The 18,771-nt window shown below is 71.6% G+C and carries 17 protein-coding genes; 7 read left to right on the top strand and 10 right to left on the bottom strand.

Annotated elements, in window-relative coordinates; translation table 11 throughout:
- Positions 1–110: 110 nt before the first annotated feature.
- The 4 genes from ABZ078_RS06045 to ABZ078_RS06030 all read right to left on the bottom strand — a co-directional run bounded on the left by ABZ078_RS06045 (position 111) and on the right by ABZ078_RS06030 (position 5,325).
- A complete protein-coding gene (locus tag ABZ078_RS06045) occupies positions 111–548 on the bottom strand; it encodes a DoxX family protein (RefSeq protein WP_356572079.1) in 438 nt (145 codons plus the stop codon).
- An 80-nt stretch (positions 549–628) separates the two neighbouring features.
- Complete coding sequence (locus ABZ078_RS06040) at positions 629–2,548, bottom strand: FAD/NAD(P)-binding protein (RefSeq protein ID WP_356572077.1); 1,920 nt, start codon at positions 2,546–2,548, stop codon at positions 629–631.
- 302 nt (positions 2,549–2,850) lie between these two features.
- Positions 2,851–4,491, bottom strand: coding sequence for an alkaline phosphatase D family protein (locus tag ABZ078_RS06035; RefSeq protein WP_356572075.1), 1,641 nt, complete (start codon positions 4,489–4,491; stop codon positions 2,851–2,853).
- 189 nt (positions 4,492–4,680) lie between these two features.
- Positions 4,681–5,325, bottom strand: a complete 645-nt coding sequence (locus tag ABZ078_RS06030) for an HNH endonuclease family protein (RefSeq protein ID WP_356572073.1) — start codon at positions 5,323–5,325, stop codon at positions 4,681–4,683.
- A gap of 374 nt (positions 5,326–5,699) precedes the next feature.
- Between ABZ078_RS06030 and ABZ078_RS06025 the strand changes: the two genes are divergently transcribed.
- On the top strand, positions 5,700–6,281 hold the full coding sequence (locus ABZ078_RS06025) for a TMEM165/GDT1 family protein (RefSeq protein WP_356572071.1): 582 nt from the start codon (positions 5,700–5,702) through the stop codon (positions 6,279–6,281).
- Positions 6,282–6,451: 170 nt separating this feature from the next.
- Positions 6,452–7,135 (top strand): HAD family hydrolase, encoded by a 684-nt coding sequence (locus ABZ078_RS06020; RefSeq protein WP_356572104.1) that lies wholly within the window; start codon positions 6,452–6,454, stop codon positions 7,133–7,135.
- Positions 7,136–7,289: 154 nt separating this feature from the next.
- Here ABZ078_RS06020 and ABZ078_RS06015 read toward each other — a convergent pair whose 3' ends face one another.
- On the bottom strand, positions 7,290–8,294 hold the full coding sequence (locus ABZ078_RS06015) for a peptidoglycan-binding domain-containing protein (RefSeq protein WP_356572069.1): 1,005 nt from the start codon (positions 8,292–8,294) through the stop codon (positions 7,290–7,292).
- Between the two features lie 169 nt (positions 8,295–8,463).
- Between ABZ078_RS06015 and ABZ078_RS06010 the strand changes: the two genes are divergently transcribed.
- Positions 8,464–10,554, top strand: coding sequence for an MFS transporter (locus tag ABZ078_RS06010; protein WP_356572067.1), 2,091 nt, complete (start codon positions 8,464–8,466; stop codon positions 10,552–10,554).
- A 47-nt stretch (positions 10,555–10,601) separates the two neighbouring features.
- Here the strand turns inward: ABZ078_RS06010 and ABZ078_RS06005 are convergent, their stop codons facing one another.
- Positions 10,602–11,093: a GNAT family N-acetyltransferase gene (locus tag ABZ078_RS06005; RefSeq protein WP_356572065.1), complete on the bottom strand. Its 492-nt coding sequence runs from the start codon at positions 11,091–11,093 to the stop codon at positions 10,602–10,604.
- On the bottom strand, positions 11,090–11,734 hold the full coding sequence (locus ABZ078_RS06000; RefSeq protein ID WP_356572063.1) for a dihydrofolate reductase family protein: 645 nt from the start codon (positions 11,732–11,734) through the stop codon (positions 11,090–11,092). The genes ABZ078_RS06005 and ABZ078_RS06000 overlap by 4 nt, the downstream gene beginning before the upstream one ends.
- A gap of 132 nt (positions 11,735–11,866) precedes the next feature.
- Here ABZ078_RS06000 and ABZ078_RS05995 point away from each other — a divergent pair, with 132 nt between their 5' ends.
- Together ABZ078_RS05995 and ABZ078_RS05990 are read left to right on the top strand one after the other, a co-directional pair.
- Positions 11,867–12,559, top strand: coding sequence for a hypothetical protein (locus ABZ078_RS05995; RefSeq protein WP_356572062.1), 693 nt, complete (start codon positions 11,867–11,869; stop codon positions 12,557–12,559).
- A complete protein-coding gene (locus ABZ078_RS05990) occupies positions 12,514–13,008 on the top strand; it encodes a hypothetical protein (RefSeq protein ID WP_356572060.1) in 495 nt (164 codons plus the stop codon). The genes ABZ078_RS05995 and ABZ078_RS05990 overlap by 46 nt, the downstream gene beginning before the upstream one ends.
- On the opposite strand, the gene ABZ078_RS05985 is transcribed toward ABZ078_RS05990, so the two are convergent.
- The gene (locus ABZ078_RS05985; RefSeq protein ID WP_356572058.1) at positions 12,997–13,434 is read right to left on the bottom strand and encodes a DUF1992 domain-containing protein; all 438 of its coding nucleotides are present in this window, start codon (positions 13,432–13,434) and stop codon (positions 12,997–12,999) included. The two genes, ABZ078_RS05990 and ABZ078_RS05985, sit on opposite strands and share 12 nt — an antisense overlap.
- 98 nt (positions 13,435–13,532) lie before the next feature.
- Between ABZ078_RS05985 and ABZ078_RS05980 the strand changes: the two genes are divergently transcribed.
- Positions 13,533–13,925, top strand: coding sequence for a hypothetical protein (locus tag ABZ078_RS05980; protein WP_356572056.1), 393 nt, complete (start codon positions 13,533–13,535; stop codon positions 13,923–13,925).
- A gap of 13 nt (positions 13,926–13,938) precedes the next feature.
- On the opposite strand, the gene ABZ078_RS05975 is transcribed toward ABZ078_RS05980, so the two are convergent.
- A complete protein-coding gene (locus ABZ078_RS05975) occupies positions 13,939–14,607 on the bottom strand; it encodes an O-methyltransferase (RefSeq protein ID WP_356572054.1) in 669 nt (222 codons plus the stop codon).
- A gap of 316 nt (positions 14,608–14,923) precedes the next feature.
- Between ABZ078_RS05975 and ABZ078_RS05970 the strand changes: the two genes are divergently transcribed.
- Complete coding sequence (locus tag ABZ078_RS05970) at positions 14,924–16,981, top strand: bifunctional glycosyltransferase 87/phosphatase PAP2 family protein (protein WP_356572052.1); 2,058 nt, start codon at positions 14,924–14,926, stop codon at positions 16,979–16,981.
- A gap of 170 nt (positions 16,982–17,151) precedes the next feature.
- On the opposite strand, the gene ABZ078_RS05965 is transcribed toward ABZ078_RS05970, so the two are convergent.
- Positions 17,152–18,750, bottom strand: coding sequence for a hypothetical protein (locus ABZ078_RS05965; protein WP_356572102.1), 1,599 nt, complete (start codon positions 18,748–18,750; stop codon positions 17,152–17,154).
- Between the last annotated feature and the right edge of the window lie 21 nt (positions 18,751–18,771).

Here is an 18,771-nt window from a genome sequence, read left to right as displayed (position 1 = left end):
GTGTGTGGATTTGAGTCGTGTGCTCTTCCGTTCCTAAAGCGCGGGTACGGGCGCCGACGTACGCGAACGGGCGGCGTCGTACAAGTCGCCGTGCCGATCCGCCGGAGGCGTCAGGCGGCCACCGGCGTCTTGTCGGCCGCCGTCCGGTCCTGCGCCGCGGAGCGCTTGGCGAACAGCCGGTCCGCGCCGAGGGCGCCGGAGCCGGTGAAGATCAGCAGGAACATGGCCCAGCAGAACAGGGCGGCGCCTTCGCCGCTGTTCTCTATGGGCCACAGCCCCTGGGGCTGGTGGACCTTGAAGTACGCGTACGCCATGGCGCCGGAGGAGATGAACGCGGCGGCGCGGGTGCCGAGGCCGAGCAGCACCAGGCTGCCGCCGACCAGCTCGATCACGGCGGCGTACCAGGCGGGCCAGGTGCCGGCCGGGGGGGTCTGACCCCCGAAGGTGCCGAATAGCTTGTCGGCGCCGTGGCAGGCGAAAAGCAGGCCGACGACGATGCGGAACAGGCCGATGGCATACGGCTGGGCGCTGTTGAGGCGTCCGGTCATGTGGGGGACTCCCTCGGTCTGAGGTGTTGGCCGGTCCTTATCGGGAACGGCATGGGGACGGGTACCGATCGGTAGCCAGGTTAGGTAGTCCTCATGGAAACTTGCAAATTCAACATTCGTCGTCGCTTTGTCTCGGTTTCGCCGGTATCTCCGGGGAGCGCCGCACGTAGCGCCGCTCTCGCCACCGCGTCCGCGTCCGAAAGAGTGACCGAATCCACACCGGGCCGCGCTCCCGCCGCGGTCACCCAGTGCACGCCCTCCGTGGGCACTCCGAACGCGAACCGCCGCGTGTGTGCCTGACCCTGGCGGTCGATCAGACGGTACGGCCGCTGTGTCACGTCCAGCCCACCGGTTTCGTAACCGTCGACGGTGTGCGGGCGGCACTGCCCGGTCTTCAGCAGCCTGGCCAGCAACTCGTCGGCGCTGCGGCGCAGGTCGGGTTCCGGCAGGCGCGCTTCGACGAGAGTCGTCGCCCGGACCGCCGAACCCGGCACCTCGGGGGAGCGCGCCACCCACGCACCCGCTTCCTCCCGCACCTCCAGGCGGGGCCCGAGCACCTCCACCACGCCCGCCTCGATCAGTGCCACCAGCTCCTCCACGCGCCGACGGGGAGGGCCGATGGACAGGAAAGCGTTGAGCGGGGTGTACCAACGGTCCAGGTGCTCCCGGCGGGAGGCACCCGTGAGGCCGCCGTGGTCGACGATCAGGCGCAGTTCGTTGCGCAGGTCGCGCAGCACGTCGAGCGCTGCCTTCAGCGGGCCGTGCACGTTGCCCCGGGCGGCCTGTGCGGCGTCCTCGCGCAGATACGCCAGCAGCCAGTCGCGCCACTGCCCGGGATCGGCGAAGTCACGTCCCGTATACGGTCGGGAGACCCGGTCCCAGCTCCAGCGCTGCCTCTCCGGCACGCCGAACTCCGCCAGCACGCATGCCTCTTGAGGGTCGCGGTGGGGCACGGCGAGGAAGCGTTCCACGAAGTCGGGCCGCCGGGCCTCCGGTATCAGCGCCGTGTAGTACACCGTCTCCACCTCCTTCGCGACCAGCGGCCATATCTCCGTGAGGAAGTCCGGCGCCTCGCCCGAGTCCGCGCGCTTGCGGAAACCGGCGATCACCTCGGGGGTCAGGACGAGCGGGAGATGGCGTCCGTACGGCCCCTTCGCGTTGTCGCCGCGCGCCTGGTACGGGATGCCGCGCCGCGAACCGGCGTACAGGCGCGGCTCGTTGCCGGAGGGGAGATAGCGCAGTCCGTCGGCCTCCCTGGCGAAGCGGCCGCCGCGGCCCGTCGTCAACAGGGCCATGTGGTCGAAGAAGTTCAGGCCCAGGCCGCGCAACAGCACCGGTTCGCCGGGGGAGACGGGGGAGAGGTCGACGTCGGCCGGGTTGGCGGGGGCCACGTACCGCAGACCGTGGCGTTCGGCGTACGCGGCGAGACGGCGCTGAGTCGCGTCGGCGGCCGTCGGCAGATGTCCCTGTGCCAGGACGACGGCGGACAGGCCGGGCAGGACCCGGCCGTCGTCCAGGGTGAGGACCTGGCTGCCGTCGGGTGCCTCGTCGAGCCGTACCGCTCGGGCCTCGTACGTCTGGACGCGCACGGCGGGCGGCGCCTCACGCACCACCTTCGCGAACACCCACGCCAGGTACCGGCCGTAGTGGGCGCGGGTCGGGTACTCGTCCGGGCCGAGCGCGCCGGCCGCCCATGCGTGGAGGCTGGGGCCGGGCCGGATCGGGCCCGAGCAGTCCACGCTGTCGTCGGTGAACAGCGTGACCTGTGAGGACACCGTGTTCATCAGCAACTCGGGCGACTGCGCGGTCCGCCACACGTGCCCGGGGCCGGGCGGGGCGGGGTCGATCACGTGGACCGTCAGGCATGCCCCGGGCGGGAGGAGTTCGGGAGCGGAGGCACAGAGGCGTTCCAGGACGCTGGTGCCGCGGGGACCCGCGCCGACCAGGGCGACGGAGGCCGTGGAGGGCTCCGGGGTCGGGGCGGAGGTCGGTGCAGACAAAGGGGTGACTCCCGGGCGTGGGGGCGCATCGGAGGGAACCGCAAGGTGGAAGCGGACGGTCCGGATCATCATGCCGTCGGAAGCAGTGCCAACCGAGCCCCGGGGTCGGTGAGTGTGGGATGCATCACGAGCATCACAGGCCATCAAGGCCACAGAGGCACAAGAGGAAACAAGAGGAACAAGAGGAACAAGAGGAACAAGAGGCGCAAGCGGCACACGAGCCATAAGAGATGTAAGAGGGCCGGGAGGGGTAAGAGGTCGCAAGGGTCACGAGAGGGGCATAAGTGTCCGGAACCCGCCGATCACGGGGCGAGTTCCGACTCCATGACCGTCCGCAGCCGCGCTCCCGCCCCGCGCACCCCCCGCGCCTGCTCCAGCCGCAGCCGCGCCGAACGGCCGCGCAGTGTCAGCGTCATGAGCTGGTTGCCGAACCACGGCCCGCCCGTCCTGCGCCAGTCGATCGGCGGCTGCGGGCAGCCCCCGTGTCCCGCGAACCGCCGCCCGAGGGCCCGCGCCACCGCACTCCAGCCGAAGCGGAAGCCCAGCCGGATCGCCAGCGGGATGGCGTTGTGCACGGGCGAGCAGGTGAGCTGGAAGACCCGGGCGTCCGGCCCGCTGTCGTCCGGCCAGGCCGGCTCGGCGACATAGGCGTGGTGCACGTCACCGGACAGCACGCACACCGTCGCCGGGGCCCCGGTGCCCGACCCGGCCTCGGCGATCAGCTCCGCCAGCGCGTCGAAGGACGCCGGGAACGCCGCCCAGTGCTCCAGATCGGCCCGCCGCCGCATGTCCTCCCCGAACCGCGCCCAGCGCTCCCCGCGCTCGCCCCGGCACAGGGCGGCGTTCCACGCCTCGGCGTCGTGCACCAGGTGCGGCAGCAGCCAGGGCAGGGACGTACCGATGAGGAGGTGATCGCAGGAGCCGGGGGCGTCCAGGGCCTGCTCGCGCAGCCATCGCGCCTCACCGGGGTCCAGCATGGAGCGCGCGTCCTCGTCGAGGACCCGGGCCGCCCGCGTGTCCACCATCAGCAGCCGTACGCGTCCGAAGTCGCGCCGGTAGCTCCAGCGGACCGAGGCCGGGTCGGCGTCCGCCGCGCAGGCGAAGGAGCGCAACAGGTCGGTGCCGTCGGGGACTTCGCGTACGGCGGCGTAGAGCGGCTCGGTGGCCAGCTCGGCCGGTGACAGGTTCCCCAGGTGCTGGTGCACCCAGTACGACATCAGCCCGCTCAGCAGCCGCTCCCGCCACCAGGAGGTGGCCCGCATGTCGGCGAGCCAGGCGGCGGAGGTGTTCCAATCGTCAACTACGTCGTGGTCGTCGAAGATCATGCAGCTCGGCACGGTGGACAGCAGCCAGCGCACCTCGGGGTCGAGCCAGGACTCGTAGTAGAGGCGGGTGTACTCCTCGTAGTCCGCGACCTCGTCGCCCGGAGGTTCGCTCAGATCGCGCCGGGCGGCCAGCCAGCGCCTGGTCGCCTTGGAGGTCTCGTCGGCGTACACCTGGTCGCCCAGCAGCACGAGCACGTCCGGCCGCTCACCGTCCGGGTCGGCCGCCATCCGGGCGGCGAGGGTGTCCAGCGCGTCCGGGCCGACCGGGTCCTCCTCACCGGCCGGCGGCGCGGCCCAGCGGCAGGAGCCGAAGGCGAGGCGGACGGGGTCGCGGTCGGCGGGGGTGCGGATGACGGACGGCGGGAACGGGGAACCGGGCAGCGGCCACACGCGGGTGCCGTCGAGGAGGACCTCGTACGGCGTCGTCGTCCCCGGAGTCAGACCGGTCACCGGCACCAGGGCGTAGTGATGCCCGGCGATCTGGAAGGTGCGGGCCTCGCCACCGGAACCGTCCGCACCGCGCACCGCGGCCGTGCACGGACGGCTCGACTCGACCCATACGGTCGCGGACGAGCCGTCGACGTACCTCAGCAGTGGTCCCAGGCGCAGTTCGGCCACGTCATGCCCTCCTCCGTCGCCCCGTACGGTACGGAACGACGGAGGTGAGCGGCGAGGTTCCGCAGGTCACGGTTTGCCGAACTGTGCGTACTCGTCGGTACCGGATCGTCGGTACCGGATCGTCGGTATCGAGTCATCGGCACCGCGTCATCGGCACCGCGTCGTCGGTAGCGCGTCGTCGGTAGCGCGTCAGCAGCTCGCGAGGTGGTTCGTCAGCGCCGACTTCTCCGCCGAGTCGACCGAGAGGCCGTAGTAGTACTTCACCTGGACCCAGGCGCGGACGTAGGTGCAGCGGTAGGCCGTGCGCGAGGGCATCCACTGGGCCGGGTCCTGGTCGCCCTTGGACTGGTTCACGTTGTCCGTGACGGCGATGAGCTGCGGGCGGGTCAGGTCGTTGGCGAAGGACTGGCGCCGCGAGGTGGTCCAGTTGTCGGCGCCGGAGTCCCATGCCTCGGCCAGCGGGACGAGGTGGTCGATGTCGACGTCGGAGGCGGCGGACCAGGTGGCGCCGTCGTACGGGGAGTACCAGCTGCCGCTGGTGGCGGCGCAGGAGGAGTCCTGGACGACGTTCGTGCCGTCGCGCTTGAGGACGACCTCGCGGGTGTTGCAGGCGCCGGACTGGGTGATCCAGTGCGGGAAGAGGTCGCGGTCGTAGCCGGTGCGGTCCTCGGTGGCCACGGTGAGCTGGGCCAGGTAACCGCGGGCGGTGGTGGCGCTGACCGGCGTGGGGAGCGCGGCGGAGGCGGTCGGGCCGTTGAAGAGTCCGACGGAGGCGATGACACCGGTCAGCGCCGCGAGTATGCTCACGCGTCGACGCGCGTAGAACTTCGACATGCGAACTCCCTTGTGGAGTGGGGGTGTTGGCGTACGGGCGTGGGAATGCTCGCGACGCCGTGTTGCGGGGAGGTGTGCGTGCGGTAAGAAGTTAGTGACGCGTACATGACATAACAAGGTTTACGGCGAAACGATCTCGTATGATGGTGGGCGCAGAAGGGGAGTAGCTCTTCGCCGGACCGTCGACATACTGCTCAGCTCGCCTGAGCCGGCGCCCGGAGGCGGACCTCGTCGAAGGGGTCGGCCAGCGAGACCTTCGGCAAGCAGTGCACGCCCGTGCCGTACGGCACGGGCGCCCAGTGTGCTGCCGTGCCGAGGTGTCGTAGCGCAGTGACAATGCTCTCGGTGGGGCAGCCCCGACCGATTGAGGAATTTTGATCAGCTTCACCGTGACGGCGGTCGTCTTCGGCGTCGTCTTCCTTGCCGAACTGCCCGACAAGACGGCGCTGGCCGGGCTCGTCCTCGGTACGCGCTATCGCGCCTCCTACGTCTTCGCCGGTGTCGCCGCCGCGTTCGCGGTGCATGTCGCGCTGGCCGTGGCGGCCGGCAGCGTGCTGACGCTGTTGCCCCAGCAGATCGTGCACGCGCTGACGGGTGTGCTGTTCCTGGGTGGCGCGGCCGTGCTGCTCATGCGGAAGGGCGAGGACGAGGAGGAGATCCGCAAGCCGGAGAACCAGTCCTTCTGGAAGGTGTCCGGGGCCGGGTTCATGCTCATCCTCGTCGCCGAGTTCGGGGATCTGACGCAGATCATGACGGCGAACCTCGCGGCGCGTTACGACGATCCGCTGTCGGTCGGCCTCGGTGCGGTGCTGGCGCTGTGGGCCGTGGCGGGGCTCGGAATCGTCGGCGGGAAGGCGCTGATGCGGAGGGTGCCGCTGCGGCTGATCACCAGGGTGGCGGCGCTGGTGATGCTCGCTCTGGGGGTGTGGAGCCTGTGGGAGGCCGTGACCGGCTGAGCTGAACGGTCGGTGAACGGTCGGCGCGGGTGGTGGCGATATGCCGCTCGGTTTTGTACCGTGGAGGAACAAAGTGGCTCCCGCCCGTTTTCCCTGACCGGCGGGCGGGACCACCTTGTTTCTCTCGGGGGCCACCCTGTACCCCCGTGCCCCTCGCCTTGGAGCTGCCGATGCCGGCCACCCCTGTGCCCGCCGTGCCCGTGCCCCCTGTGCTCACCGCCCGTGCCCTCCTGCTCGACATGGACGGCACCCTCGTCAACTCGGACGCCGTCGTCGAACGGATCTGGCGTCGCTGGGCCGAGCGGCACGGGCTGGACGGGGACGAGGTGATGAAGGTCGCGCACGGACGGCAGGGGCACGCCTCGATGGCGCTGCTGCTGCCCGACCGTCCGATGGAGCAGAACCTCGCGGACAACGCGCGCATGCTCGCCGAGGAGACGGCCGACGTGGACGGCGTGGTGGCGATACCGGGGGCGCGGGAGTTTCTGGCTTCGCTGCGGGGGTTGCCGCACGCGCTGGTGACCTCGGCGGATGTCGCGCTGTCCACGGCGCGGATGGCCGCGGCCGGGCTGGAGCTGCCGGATGCGCGGGTGACCGCGGAGTCGGTGGGCGCCAGCAAGCCTGATCCGGAGGGGTTCTTGAAGGGGGCCGCCGAGCTGGGGGTCGCGCCGGCGGACTGCGTGGTGTTCGAGGACTCCGCGGCGGGGATCCAGGCCGGGCGGTCGGCCGGGATGCGGGTCGTGGGGGTCGGGGAGCGGGCCGGGGCGCACGGGCCGGACGTGCTGGTGCGGGATCTTCGGCAGGTGCGGGTGGAGGACGCCGGGGGTGGGTGGATTCGGTTGTACGTCGGGTGATTCGGGTGATGTGGATTCGGTTGTAGGGCGGGTGACGGGCCGGCCGACGGATGCCGCGGTCGACCCGAGGGGCGCCGGGGAACCGCGCGACCAGTCACGGGACAAACCGCAGCCGCCGTCGACCCGAAGTCCCGGGTCCCTGGGCGAACCCCCGTCAAGGCTCCCGCGTCTCCGACTCCAGCCGCTCCCGCGTCGCCAGGTCGTAGACGCCGTACTCCTCCGGCTGGATCCCCCGGGCCCGCTGATACCGCGTCACCGCGTCCTCGACGCCCTCGTTGTACGTCCCCGCGGCCTCCCTCGTGTAGAGGCCGAGTTGGGTCAGGCGGAGTTCGAGTTCCGTGACCTCGGGGCCGCGGTCGCCGCGGCGGAGGGTCGGGGGTGCCGTCTCTCGGGCGGCGGAGGACTCCTCCTGCGCGTCGGCGGCGCCGGTGCCCGAGGGGGTGTTCGCCGGTTCCGTCGAGGGCGGCGGGGTGGGGGACGCGCTCGACCTCGACGGTGACGGCGAGAGGGACGCGCTCCGGGTGGGGGACGGGGGCACCGGCGGCGGTGCCGGCCGCGGTGACGTCCCGGTCGGCGACGGAGTCCGGGCCGCCTCGCTGCTCGGCGGATCCGGCACGCTCACCCGTACGTCCTCCGGCAGCGCCCTGTCCCGCGACGGCGTCTCGTACGCGAGCAGGCCGCTGGCCAGCCCCGCCGCCGCCAGTACGGCCACGAGCCCTCCGCCGACCCCGAGCAGGACCGTACGGCGGCGTCGGCCGGCCCCGTCCCGCTCGCTCGGTGTCGGTGTCGGTGTCGGCGTCGGTGTCGGCGGTGGCAGGGGGGCCGGGAGCGTCGAGCTCGGTTCGGTGGGAGCCGGTGCGGGTGCCGGGTCGGTCGGCGGTACCGCCCGCAGGGGCATCGTTTCTCCGGCGCCGTCCGCCGGCTCGGCTCCGCCCTCCAGTTCCACGTATGGGCGTATCCGCAGCGGATCGAAGTCCTCCGCCGCGGCCGCCTCCGCCGTACGGGCGTCTCGCAGGGCCTCGGACACACGCCGGCCGCAGCCGCACGACGGGGTGTTGTCGGCCGCTCTCGGCGCCCCGCACTCCGGGCACAGACGGCCGTCCGGGCTCCCCGGGTCGTCCGGACCCTCGGCTCCCACTGTTCCCCTCGGCTCGCTCACGTGTTCGTGCCTCCCCTCGCGAACTCCCCAGATTATGCAGACGTCCCTCACGTCGTCTCCCGAAGCCCCCGGAACAAGTGATTCCAAAGGGACTCGACAGGCCATAACCGTCCAAAGCGATCACGATGGGGGTGTGTGGGAGGTGTAACGACAGCCGTGGGAGGTCTTCATGGGCGGGGATGCGCACGGTATGACGGGAAATGTGCGTGACGCGCAGCCCCCGCGACGGGGAGTCGAGCCGCACGAGAACGTGCCCGGCGACGTCCTCGTCTCCATCGGCGCGCTGCTTCTCGGCATGCTGCTCGCCGCCCTCGACCAGACCATCGTGTCGACCGCGCTGCCGACCATCGTCAGCGACCTCGGCGGGCTGGAGCATCTGTCGTGGGTCGTGACCGCGTATCTGCTGGCGTCCACCGCCGCCACCCCGCTGTGGGGCAAGCTCGGTGACCAGTACGGCCGCAAGCGGCTCTTCCAGATCGCGATCGTGATCTTCCTCGTCGGCTCCGCGCTGTGCGGCATGGCCCAGGACATGGCTCAGCTCATCGCCTTCCGGGCCGTCCAAGGGCTCGGCGGCGGCGGGCTCATGGTGCTGTCCATGGCGATCGTCGGCGACATCGTCCCGCCGCGGGAACGCGGGCGCTACCAGGGGCTGTTCGGTGCCGTGTTCGGGGCGAGCAGTGTGCTCGGGCCGCTGCTCGGCGGGGTGTTCACGGAGCATCTGAGCTGGCGGTGGGTGTTCTACGTCAACCTTCCCGTCGGGGTCGTCGCCCTCGCCGTCATCGCCGCCGTGCTGCACATTCCGCGCAAGGCGACGCGGCATGTCATCGACTACCTCGGCACGTTCCTCATCGCCTCCGTCGCCACGTGCCTGGTGCTGGTGGCGTCCCTCGGCGGGACGACCTGGGACTGGGGGTCGCCGCAGATCGTCGGGCTCGCCGTCCTCGGGGTCGTGCTCGCCGTCGCGTTCGTCGCCGTGGAGCGGCGGGCCGCCGAACCGGTGCTGCCGCTCAAGCTGTTCCGGGTGCGGACCTTCACGCTGTCCGCCGTGATCAGCTTCATCGTCGGGTTCGCGATGTTCGGCGCGATGACCTATCTGCCGACGTTCCTCCAGGTCGTGCAGGGCGTCAGCCCGACCATGTCCGGCGTGCACATGCTGCCGATGGTCGTCGGCATGCTGCTGTCGTCCACCGGATCCGGGCAGATCGTCAGCCGCACCGGGCGCTGGAAGGTGTTCCCGGTCGCCGGGACCGCGGTCACCACGCTCGGGCTGCTGCTGCTCCACCAGCTCGACATGGCCAGCTCCACCGCCGAGATGAGCGTGTTCTTCTTCGTCTTCGGGCTGGGGCTCGGGCTGGTCATGCAGGTCCTCGTGCTGATCGTGCAGAACGCCGTCTCGTACGAGGACCTCGGCGTGGCGACCTCCGGTGCGACCTTCTTCCGGTCCATCGGGGCGTCCTTCGGCGTCGCCGTCTTCGGCACGATCTTCGCGGGCCGGCTCGACGACAAGCTCGTGGAGGCGTTCCGGGGGGTCCGGCTTCCGCCCGGTGTCTCCCTGGACGGGCTGGAGGCCGATCCGCGGGGCATCGCGGAACTGCCGGCCGCCCTGCGGCCGGGGGCGCTGCAGGCGTACGCGTCCGCCATCACCGACGTGTTCCTGTACGCCGCTCCGGTCGCTCTGCTCGGGTTCGTGCTGGCCTGGTTCCTGCGCGAGGACAAGCTGCGGGGGTCCGTGCGGGCGCCCGACCTCTCCGAGACGCTCGCCAGTAATCCGGTCGAGCGGTCGTCGTACGACGAGGTGTGCCGGGCGCTGTCGGTGCTCGGTACGCGGGAGGGGCGGCGGGAGGTCTACCGGAAGATCACCGAGCGGGCCGGGTACGACCTGCTGCCCGCGGCGGGGTGGCTGTTGCTGCGGATCAAGAAGTACGGCTGGGTGGAGCCGGCGGTGCTCGCCGAGCGCAGCGCGGTGCCGTTGCCGGTCGTTCTGGAGGCGGCGCGACAGGTGGAGGAGCGGCGGCTGGCCGTCCGTGAGGGGCTCGATCTTGTGCTGACCGACAGGGGACGGGAGGTCGCCGAGCGGTTGGCCCTGGTACGTGAGGAGTCGCTGGCCGAGTTGCTGGGGGACTGGTGGGGGCCGGACCGGCCGACCGATCTCATCCAGCTGGTGAAGGAGCTGAACCACGAGCTGTGCGGCTCGGACAGGGAGCAGCCGCACAACGGGTCGGCGGGGGCGCGGGGTGGGCCAGGCGGGGCTGTTCCTTGACGCCCGCCGGTGCGGGCGGATGCCCGTTCCTGCCGGTGACCCGTGTGTCAGTGCAGGTTCTTGCTGAACCAGTGGTCGGCGTAGGTGTCGTCGTTGTGCGGGGCTGTCTCCTCGTAGCCGAGTCGGGTGTAGAGGGCGCGTGCCTCCACCAGGTCGTGGCGGGTGTCCAGGATCATCCGGGTGGCGCCGAGCGCGCGGGCCGTGTTCTCGGCGGCCCGTACCAGGGTCGGTCCGCCGCCCTTGCCGCGCATCGTCTCGTGAATGAACACCCGCTTGAGTTCGGCGGTTTGCGCGTCCAGCAGGTGTACGCCGGCTGTGCCGGCCGGCTCGCCCGCGTAGCGGGCCACCAGCAACCGGCCCTTCGGCGGGCGCAGTTCGTCCCACGAGTGGGCGGTGATCTCGCGGTCCAGTTCGGCCGGGTCGGTGCGGCGACCCTCGTGCAGGAGGTAGTAGCGGTCGCTGACCTCCGTGTAGTACGCCCGCCAGAGTGCGGTGGCGGTGGGGGAGTCAGGGGGTTCCGGGGTGACGGTCCAGGTCATGGCCGACATTCTCGGAGGGGGGACCAGCTTGCCCGCAAGCGAATATGCGTGGCTTCGGGGGCGTCCAGTACCTGTGTCCTGCGCCATTCGATGGGGGTGTCGCCGACGTTGTCGAACAGGCGTCGTCCGCCCCCGCCGGTCAGGACGGGTACGACGTGGAGCAGGAGTTCGTCCAGCCGACCGGCCCGGATGAACTGCTGCACCAGATCCGCCCCGCCCGCCAGGGACACGTCCTTGGCGCCCGCCGTCTCGCGGGCCAGGGCGAGGGCGTGTTCGGGGCCTTCGGTGACGAAGTGGAAGACCGTGCCGCCCGCCTTGACCAGGGGCTCGCGGGGATGGTGGGTCACGACGTACACCGGCATGTGGAAGGGTGGGGCCTCGCCCCAGGGAGCTTCGCCTGCGATGTACATGCCGTGGCCCATGACGACGGCGCCGGGGCGCTTGATCCACTCCGCGAGCAGGTCGTCCTCGGGGCCGCTCGCCCCGCCCTCGATGCCCTGCTCCCGGCGCCAGCTGCGCAGGCCGTACACCCACTGGTGCAGGCGTTCGCCGCCGATGCCCAAGGGGTGCTCGCGGCCCGGGTCCGGGCCCGTGACGTAGCCGTCCAGCGACATCGACAGTTGTGCGATGACCTCGCCCATGACTCTCTCCTCCGTATGGCTCGAAATCGCTGTCCTCACCTTCACGTCGATCGGGGCGCCGGTGAGTCGACACGCCCGGTGCGGTGGGAGGAGGGGCTGTTTGAGAGGCGTCCTGGGGGCAACCCGGCCCATATGTCCACAGGTGTGATCATTTTGATCGTGATAGCGGCGGTCGCCGTCGTGCTCGGCGTGGCCGTCCTGGCTCTGCGCGCTCGCGGTGCGCGGGGAAGCGGAGGTCTGAAGCGGCGCTTCGGGCCCGAGTACGAGCGGGCCGTGGCCCGGCACGACGGGGACACCAAGGCCGCCGAACGGGAACTCGGCCGGCTCGTGGAACGGCACGGCGCGCTGCGTGAGCGCTCGCTGGAGCCGACCGAGCTGGAGCGGTTCGAGGCCCGCTGGACGGCGGCCCAGGAGCACTTCGTCGACTCGCCGAGGGAGGCCGTCGCCGAGGCGGACCGGCTGCTCGCGGACCTGGCGCGGGCCCGGGGCTTCCCGGACGGCGCGCAGTACGAGGAGCAGCTCGCCGCCCTGTCCGTGCACCACGCGGACCATGTGCAGGGCTACCGGCGCGTGCACCGCGTCGCCCACGCGCGCGTCGGCGACGGACGGGACGGCGGAGGCTCGGGAACGGAGGAGATGCGCGAGGCCATGATCGAGGCCCGGGCCCTGTTCGAGGACCTGACGGCCCCGGTCGACCGTCACCGCGGGGCCCCCGAGTCCCGCAGGGACGCCGGCGAGCGGACGCCCGCCCGCAGCGACGGCCACCGCCGCCATCTGCCGTGGGCGTTCACCGGACGTCACGCGAAGGGAAGTCGACTGACATGACGGACGCGAGGACCGGCATGGGTGCCGGCAGGGGAATGGACCCCGACCCGGCGAGGAGCGGCCCCACGGTCGCGCCCACCGGCGGTACGGAACAGCACGGCGCGCAGTCGCGCACCACGACGCCGGGCGGTATCAGCACGGAGGCCGGGCACGAGGCCACCCCGCTGTTCCCGCACGACGAGTCCGACAAGTTCGAGCTCAAGCTCCAGCACGCCGTCTCCGGATTCGTCGACGGCCCCCGGGCCGCCGTCGAGGAGGCCGACCACGTCCTGGAGGAGCTGACCACCCGCTTCAACGAGGCGATGACACAGCGCCGCCGTACCCTGCGCGGCGCCTGGGAGTCCACGGACCGGGCCGAGGGCGGGCCCGAGTCGTCCACCGACACCGAGCAGCTCCGCGTCGCCCTGCGCGACTACCGCGAGCTGGCGGAACGGCTGCTACACGTCTGAGCCGTCCGCCCGCGGACCGTTCGCCGCCGCCCGGCGCTCCCGCCACTGGCGTACGACCTCTTCCACGTCGTACGGCCTGCGGCCCAGGGGAGGGCCGGGCGGCGGCTTCAGCAGCATGTCGCGGATCTTGGCGTTGACGTCCGTGATGATCTTCCGGACGATCCGCTCCGACGGCGCCGCGTAGGCCGCCGTCAGCGCGTCCTCCGCCTCCTTGCGCAGGGCCAGGGCGGGAGGCAGGACCGCCAGGCCCTCGCGGGCCATCTTGCGCTTGACCCACCACAGTTCGTCGTACGGGGACTCCAGATCGGGCGGCAGCGGTTGTCCCGCGCCGGGCAGCCGGTCGAAGTCGCCGTGCTCCTGCGCGTCGTGGATCTGCTTGTCGACCCAGGACTCGAACGGAACACCGGGGGGCTTTCGCTCGGTCATGACTTCATTGTGCCGGACGCGGTGGTGCCGGGCGATTTAGTATGCGGCCTCGGTGGCCACAACGGCCGCCGTACAAGGACGTTTCAGGAGGAGCGCACGTGCTCGAACTCACCATGGCCGCCGTGTCCGCGGCGGACGAGGGTGCCACGGCCGGCATGCTCATGGCCGACGCGCCCAGCGAGCCGGGTGCCCTGCTGCGGGTGGGCCGCGACAAGTCGGTGTGCCGGCTCGCGACGCCGGACGACTGGCTGTTCGTCTCGCGGGTCCACCTGGAGTTCGTGTGCGGCCCGGACGGCGGCTGGCAGGTGACCTGGCTGCGCGGCTCGCAGTCCGACCCGTCCTCCGAGGTGCGGCTGACGGTGGGGGAGTACGCCCAGCCGATCGCGTACGGCGGGACGGTGCCGCTGCCGAGGGGCGGCAGCGGCGAGATCATCGTCCAGGACCGCACCGAGCCCCGCAGCGTCAACGTCGGCTTCTATCACGAGGCTTGATCCGCACGCCGCTTCACAGCACGCGGGCCAGCGCGAAGCCGTCGTAGCCCTTGCTGCCCACCGTCTGGACGGCCGTGCCGCTCAACCTCGGGTGGCTGCCGATCAGTTCGATGGCGGCACGGGTGCCCCGGATGTCCGGCTCGGTGCTGCCGGCGTCGATGACCCGGCCGCCGCGCACGACGTTGTCGACGACGATCAGGCTGCCCGTGCTCGTGAGCCTCAGGGCCCAGTCGACGTAGTTCGGGTTGTTGGCCTTGTCGGCGTCGATGAAGACCAGGTCGAAGGGGGCCGGGTTCTCGTCGGCCAGCTTGGGCAGCGAGTCCAGGGCCGCGCCGACCCGCACCTCGACGATCTTGTCCAGGCCCGCGCGGGCGATGTTGCGGGTGGCGACCTCGGCGTGCTTCGCGCTGTACTCCAGCGAGATCAGCCGGCCGTCGGCGGGCAGCGCGCGGGCCAGCCAGATGGTGCTGTAGCCGCCGAGGGTGCCGATCTCCAGGATGGTGCGGGCGCCCTGGATCTCGGCGAGGAGTTGCAGGAGCTTGCCCAGGGGCCGGCTGACGGCGATCGACGGCAGCCCGGCCGCCTCGCTGTCCCGCAAGGTCGCCTGGAGGGCGTCGTCGTCGGGTGAGAGGTGGGCGGAGAAGTACTCGTCGACGTCGTCCCAGAGCTGCGACTCGCTCATCGCCTTGCCTTTCGTATGGCCGTTACTAGTTAGAAGCGCTAACTAGATGTGCTAACGAATATAGTCGCGCGCTCCGTTCCCCGTGAGGGAACTCCGGTTCCCCGCCGGGGCTTCCAGGATGGTCGATTCAGCCGATCGGCGCAGGCGACGGCGCGAGGTGCGGGCCGCCGATCATGTCACCGGACGAAAGGAGAGCGGACGTCAGGTGAAGCGGGGGTCGCGTGCGTCTCTCCCGGGGGCGGTGCGAGCCGCATAGGCTTCGTGAAGATTCCTTACTCGTGGGATTGGGACGAACGAGGCGGGAGGCCGACGAGGCGTGGCGAACGCGGATCACGGTGGGCGACCGGCGCAGGCACTCGGAGCCACGGCCGTCGGCACGGTCCGGGCACGCCTGCGCGTGACGCGGCTCGGTCTGTGGCTGGTCGTCGCGATACTCGCCGTACGGCAGGTGGCCGTCGTCGTCGGCACACCGCGCGGGGAGCGGCTGACGGACCTGGAGACCTGGGTCGGCCCGAACGGCGTCCTGCATGTGAACGGTTCGCTGTACGACTCCACGCAGTTCACCGGTACGCCGTTCGGCGGGCTGGTCCTCAAACCGCTGACCCGCGCCGCCGAGCAGGCCCTCGGCTGGGGCTGGACCTTCGGCACCCTCCTGCTCGTCGTCGCCCTCGGCCTGGTCGCCGCCCGCGCCCTGCCCCAGCCGGTGAGCCGCAGGACCTCCCTGCTCGCCGCGCCCGTCGCGATCAGCCTGCTCATGCTGTCGCTGCCGGTGCGCAACACCCTCTACCTCGGCCAGACCAGCATCATCCCGGTCCTGCTCGTCCTACTCGGCTGCTTCGCCGTCCGCGGCGAACGCGCCAGCGGCGTGCTCATCGGTCTCGCGGCCGCGCTCCAGCCGACCCTGCTGCTGTTCATCCCGCTGCTGTGGTTCACCGGCCGCCGCCGGGCCGCGCTGTCCACGGGGGCCACGTTCGCCGCCGGCACGGCGCTCGCGGCGGCGGCGATGCCGCACGACTCGTACACCTACTGGGTCCACCACATGGCCGGCGTCGGCCTCGGCGGACGCGCCGACGACCTCGGCAACCAGTCCCTGCACGGCGCCCTGCTCCGGCTGGGGCTCACCGGACCCCTGGAGATCACCCTCTTCCTCGCCCTCGGCGCCGCCGTCGCCGTCCTCGCGCTGCGCCGGGCCGTGCGCTACGCCCACGACGGACAGCTCCTCCTCGCCGTCGCGATCACCGGCTGCGCCGCCACCGTCGTCTCCCCGACCGCCTGGCAGCACCAGTTGCTGTGGGTGCTGCTCGCGGTCGTCGGACAGGTCGGCAAGCGGGCCTCCGACCGGTACGTGTGGCCGGTCGCCGTCATCCTGGTGATGACCCTGCCCGCGAAGACGATGGTGCCGGACAAGGTGTTCCTGCACCCCCTGCGCGCCGACCTCGTCCTCCTGGCCGCGCTCGCCACGGCCGCCGTCGTCCCGTTCCTGTCGCGCACCTCCCCGTACTGGCAGACGCCGATCCCCACCCGGTACGCCGACCCGGTCCCGGCCCGCTTCCGGCACATCCCGCTGGTCCCCTTCCTGCGCCGGGTGATCAGCCGCCCGAACCTGTTCTTCGAGCTCCTGCTGATCCGGGTCACGTACTACGCCTACGCCCAGATCCGCCTCGCCGCGGCCGGCGGCTCCCACTCGGCCGGCCGGGTCACCGCCGAGGAGCACGGCGAGGAGATCCACTCCCTCGAACGCGTCCTGCGCCTGGACATCGAGTACTGGGCCAACCACGCCGTCGTGAAGGTCGACTGGCTGCGGGGCTTCTTCGACTTCTACTACGAGTCGTTCCACTTCGGCGTCCCGTTCGCCGTACTCGCCGTCCTCTACTGGCGCCGCCCCGTCGACTACCGCTGGGCCCGCACCGCGATCGGCTTCGCCACCGTCTTCGCCCTGATCGGCTTCTGGCTCTACCCCCTCGCCCCGCCCCGCCTGATGCCCGGCCTCGGCATCATCGACACGGTCAACGGCCCGCAGGACTTCTCCAGGCCCGACTACGGCACCCTCACCGAGCTCACCAACCAGTACGCGGCGATGCCGTCCCTGCACTTCGGCTGGTCCCTGTGGTGCGGTCTGGTGATCCTCGTCCTCGCCCCCAGATGGTGGATGAAGGCCCTGGGCCTGCTGCACCCCCTCTTCACGGTCACCGCCATCGTCGTCACCGGCAACCACTGGGTGCTGGACGCGGTCGGAGGCGCCCTGGTCGTCGGCGCCGGCTTCGGCGTCACGTACCTGTTCCAGGGCCCACGCGCCAGAACGGAGACGGCACGCGCCGAGCGGATCAGCAGCGACTCCCCGGCCGCGCTGGTGAGGGACGGTACTCCGAGCTGATCCGGTGTTCGCCGGGGCGGTCACGGTGAGTTGGGTGAACTTGCCCTGGGGGGCGAGGCAAGCTGCGGTTGTCGGTGTGTTGTCTGGGGGCGCGAGGGGTGCGGCGTCGGGCATGCGCGGTGCGCCCGCTGGGCGTGAGGGCGGCCGCTGAGGCGGCCGCGCGGCCTGGGTCAGCAGTGGCTGCCCGGCCGTGCTGGTGAGGGACGGTATTCCGAGCTGATCCGGTATGCGCCGGGGGCGGTCACGGTGAGCTGGGTGAACTCGCCCCGCTGGGCGAGGCAGCCACCGGCGTCCGCGTGCAGCCAGGGGGAGTAGGCCACGCGTACGGTCGCGGTGCCGGGCTGTGGCATGTGTATGACGATGTCGGCGCTGGACGTCGACACCACGCTCGCGGGCTCGGACACCAGCGGTACGGCGTCGCGCACGCGGTACACCCGCCAGTGCGCGTCCTGCCACACGGGCTGCAGCCACTCGGGCCGGTGGTCACGGATGAGCCGTGCCTCGATCTTCGCGTACCCGTCGGGCTTGCCCAGCGGCAGCACGACGAGGCCGACGGCCCAACGGTCCAGCCACGCCCGGTAGGTGGCGGGCGAGAACGACCCGTCGTAGAACAGCCGGGCGCGCTCCATGTCGAGCTGGCGGTTCCAGCCGCGGGCCATGTTGACGTGCGGCGCGAGCCCGCTGGCCTCGCGGTGGTTGCGGGCCGGGACGACCTCCACGCGGGTGCGGTCGGCGCCGAGCCGGTCGAGGGCGCGGACCACTCCCTGGGTCTCGGCGGCCCAGCCGGGCACCACGGTGGAGACGTACAGGTCGTCGCCGGTCTTCTTGCCGACCCAGCCGACGGAGAACACGAGCGCGACGACGAGCAGCTTCCGGCGGAACCCGGTGAGACGGGGCCGGGCCAGCAGCACGGCCAGCAGGGCGGCGGGCGCGAACAGCTCGGCGAAGCGCTCGACGTTCGTGCCGATGGGGGAGGGGATGAGATACGTCAGGACGGTCCCGACCGCGTACACGACGCCGCTCCAGCGGGCGACGCCCCAGCTCCGGGGGGCCAGCGCGGTGACGACCAGGCCGAGGAAGAAGGGCGGCCAGATGCGGTCCGCGAACATCAACTGCTCGCCCTTGAAAGGGAAGAGGAGCGTGGTCGCGCCGACGGTGACCGCGGGCGGGACGAGCAGCGCGAGGGCGCGGGCGTGATCGCGGGTGACGAGGAAGGCGGCGCCCACGACCACCACGAACAGCCCCGCCACCGGGCTCGCCATGGTCGCGAGGGCGGCGCAGGCGGCGGCGAGGACGATCCTGCGCCGACGGGTGAGCAGGAGGCAGGCGGCGAGCCCGAACGCGACACCGAGGGCGAAGGTGGTGCGCCCGGAGGCCACGTTGCACCACAGGGCGAAGGACGCGAGGAGGGCCGGGCCGAGAGGTCTGCGCAGCCCCTCGACGCGGGTGATGAGGACGGCCGCGAGCCAGGTGGCGGCCACACCCGAGACGACGGTGACCGTGCGGACGCCGAGGCCGGCCATCAAGTACGGGGATATCAGGCTGTAGTTGGCGGTGTGCATGCCGCCGTACCAGAAGAGGTTGTACGCCGATCCGCCGTGCCGCTCCGCGAACCCCGCCCACGCCTCCTGGGCGGCCAGGTCACCGCCGCCGGTGGCCAGGAACAGAGCCCAGATCGCGTAGAGGGGGAGGGCCGGGAGGGTGGCCAGCAGCGGCACCCGGTGGCGGGCCCACACCCTGCGCGGGAGCCGCCATCGGTCAGGCGGCACCGACTGCGGGGCGTCGGTGCG

Source organism: Streptomyces sp. NPDC006385 (genome assembly GCF_040612485.1).
Taxonomy (GTDB): Bacteria; Actinomycetota; Actinomycetes; order Streptomycetales; family Streptomycetaceae; genus Streptomyces.
Note: the sequence above shows the minus strand (reverse complement) of the source record. Positions and strands in the feature narration are given on the sequence as shown.

Coding starts and splice junctions, on each gene's coding strand:
- ABZ078_RS06045 (WP_356572079.1), bottom strand. CDS start 548: ATGACCGGACGCCTCAACAGCGCCCAGCCGTATGCCATCGGCCTGTTC.
- ABZ078_RS06030 (WP_356572073.1), bottom strand. CDS start 5,325: ATGTCGAAGTTCTACGCGCGTCGACGCGTGAGCATACTCGCGGCGCTG.
- ABZ078_RS06020 (WP_356572104.1), top strand. CDS start 6,452: ATGCCGGCCACCCCTGTGCCCGCCGTGCCCGTGCCCCCTGTGCTCACC.
- ABZ078_RS06010 (WP_356572067.1), top strand. CDS start 8,464: ATGGGCGGGGATGCGCACGGTATGACGGGAAATGTGCGTGACGCGCAG.
- ABZ078_RS06005 (WP_356572065.1), bottom strand. CDS start 11,093: ATGACCTGGACCGTCACCCCGGAACCCCCTGACTCCCCCACCGCCACC.
- ABZ078_RS06000 (WP_356572063.1), bottom strand. CDS start 11,734: ATGGGCGAGGTCATCGCACAACTGTCGATGTCGCTGGACGGCTACGTC.
- ABZ078_RS05995 (WP_356572062.1), top strand. CDS start 11,867: ATGTCCACAGGTGTGATCATTTTGATCGTGATAGCGGCGGTCGCCGTC.
- ABZ078_RS05985 (WP_356572058.1), bottom strand. CDS start 13,434: ATGACCGAGCGAAAGCCCCCCGGTGTTCCGTTCGAGTCCTGGGTCGAC.
- ABZ078_RS05975 (WP_356572054.1), bottom strand. CDS start 14,607: ATGAGCGAGTCGCAGCTCTGGGACGACGTCGACGAGTACTTCTCCGCC.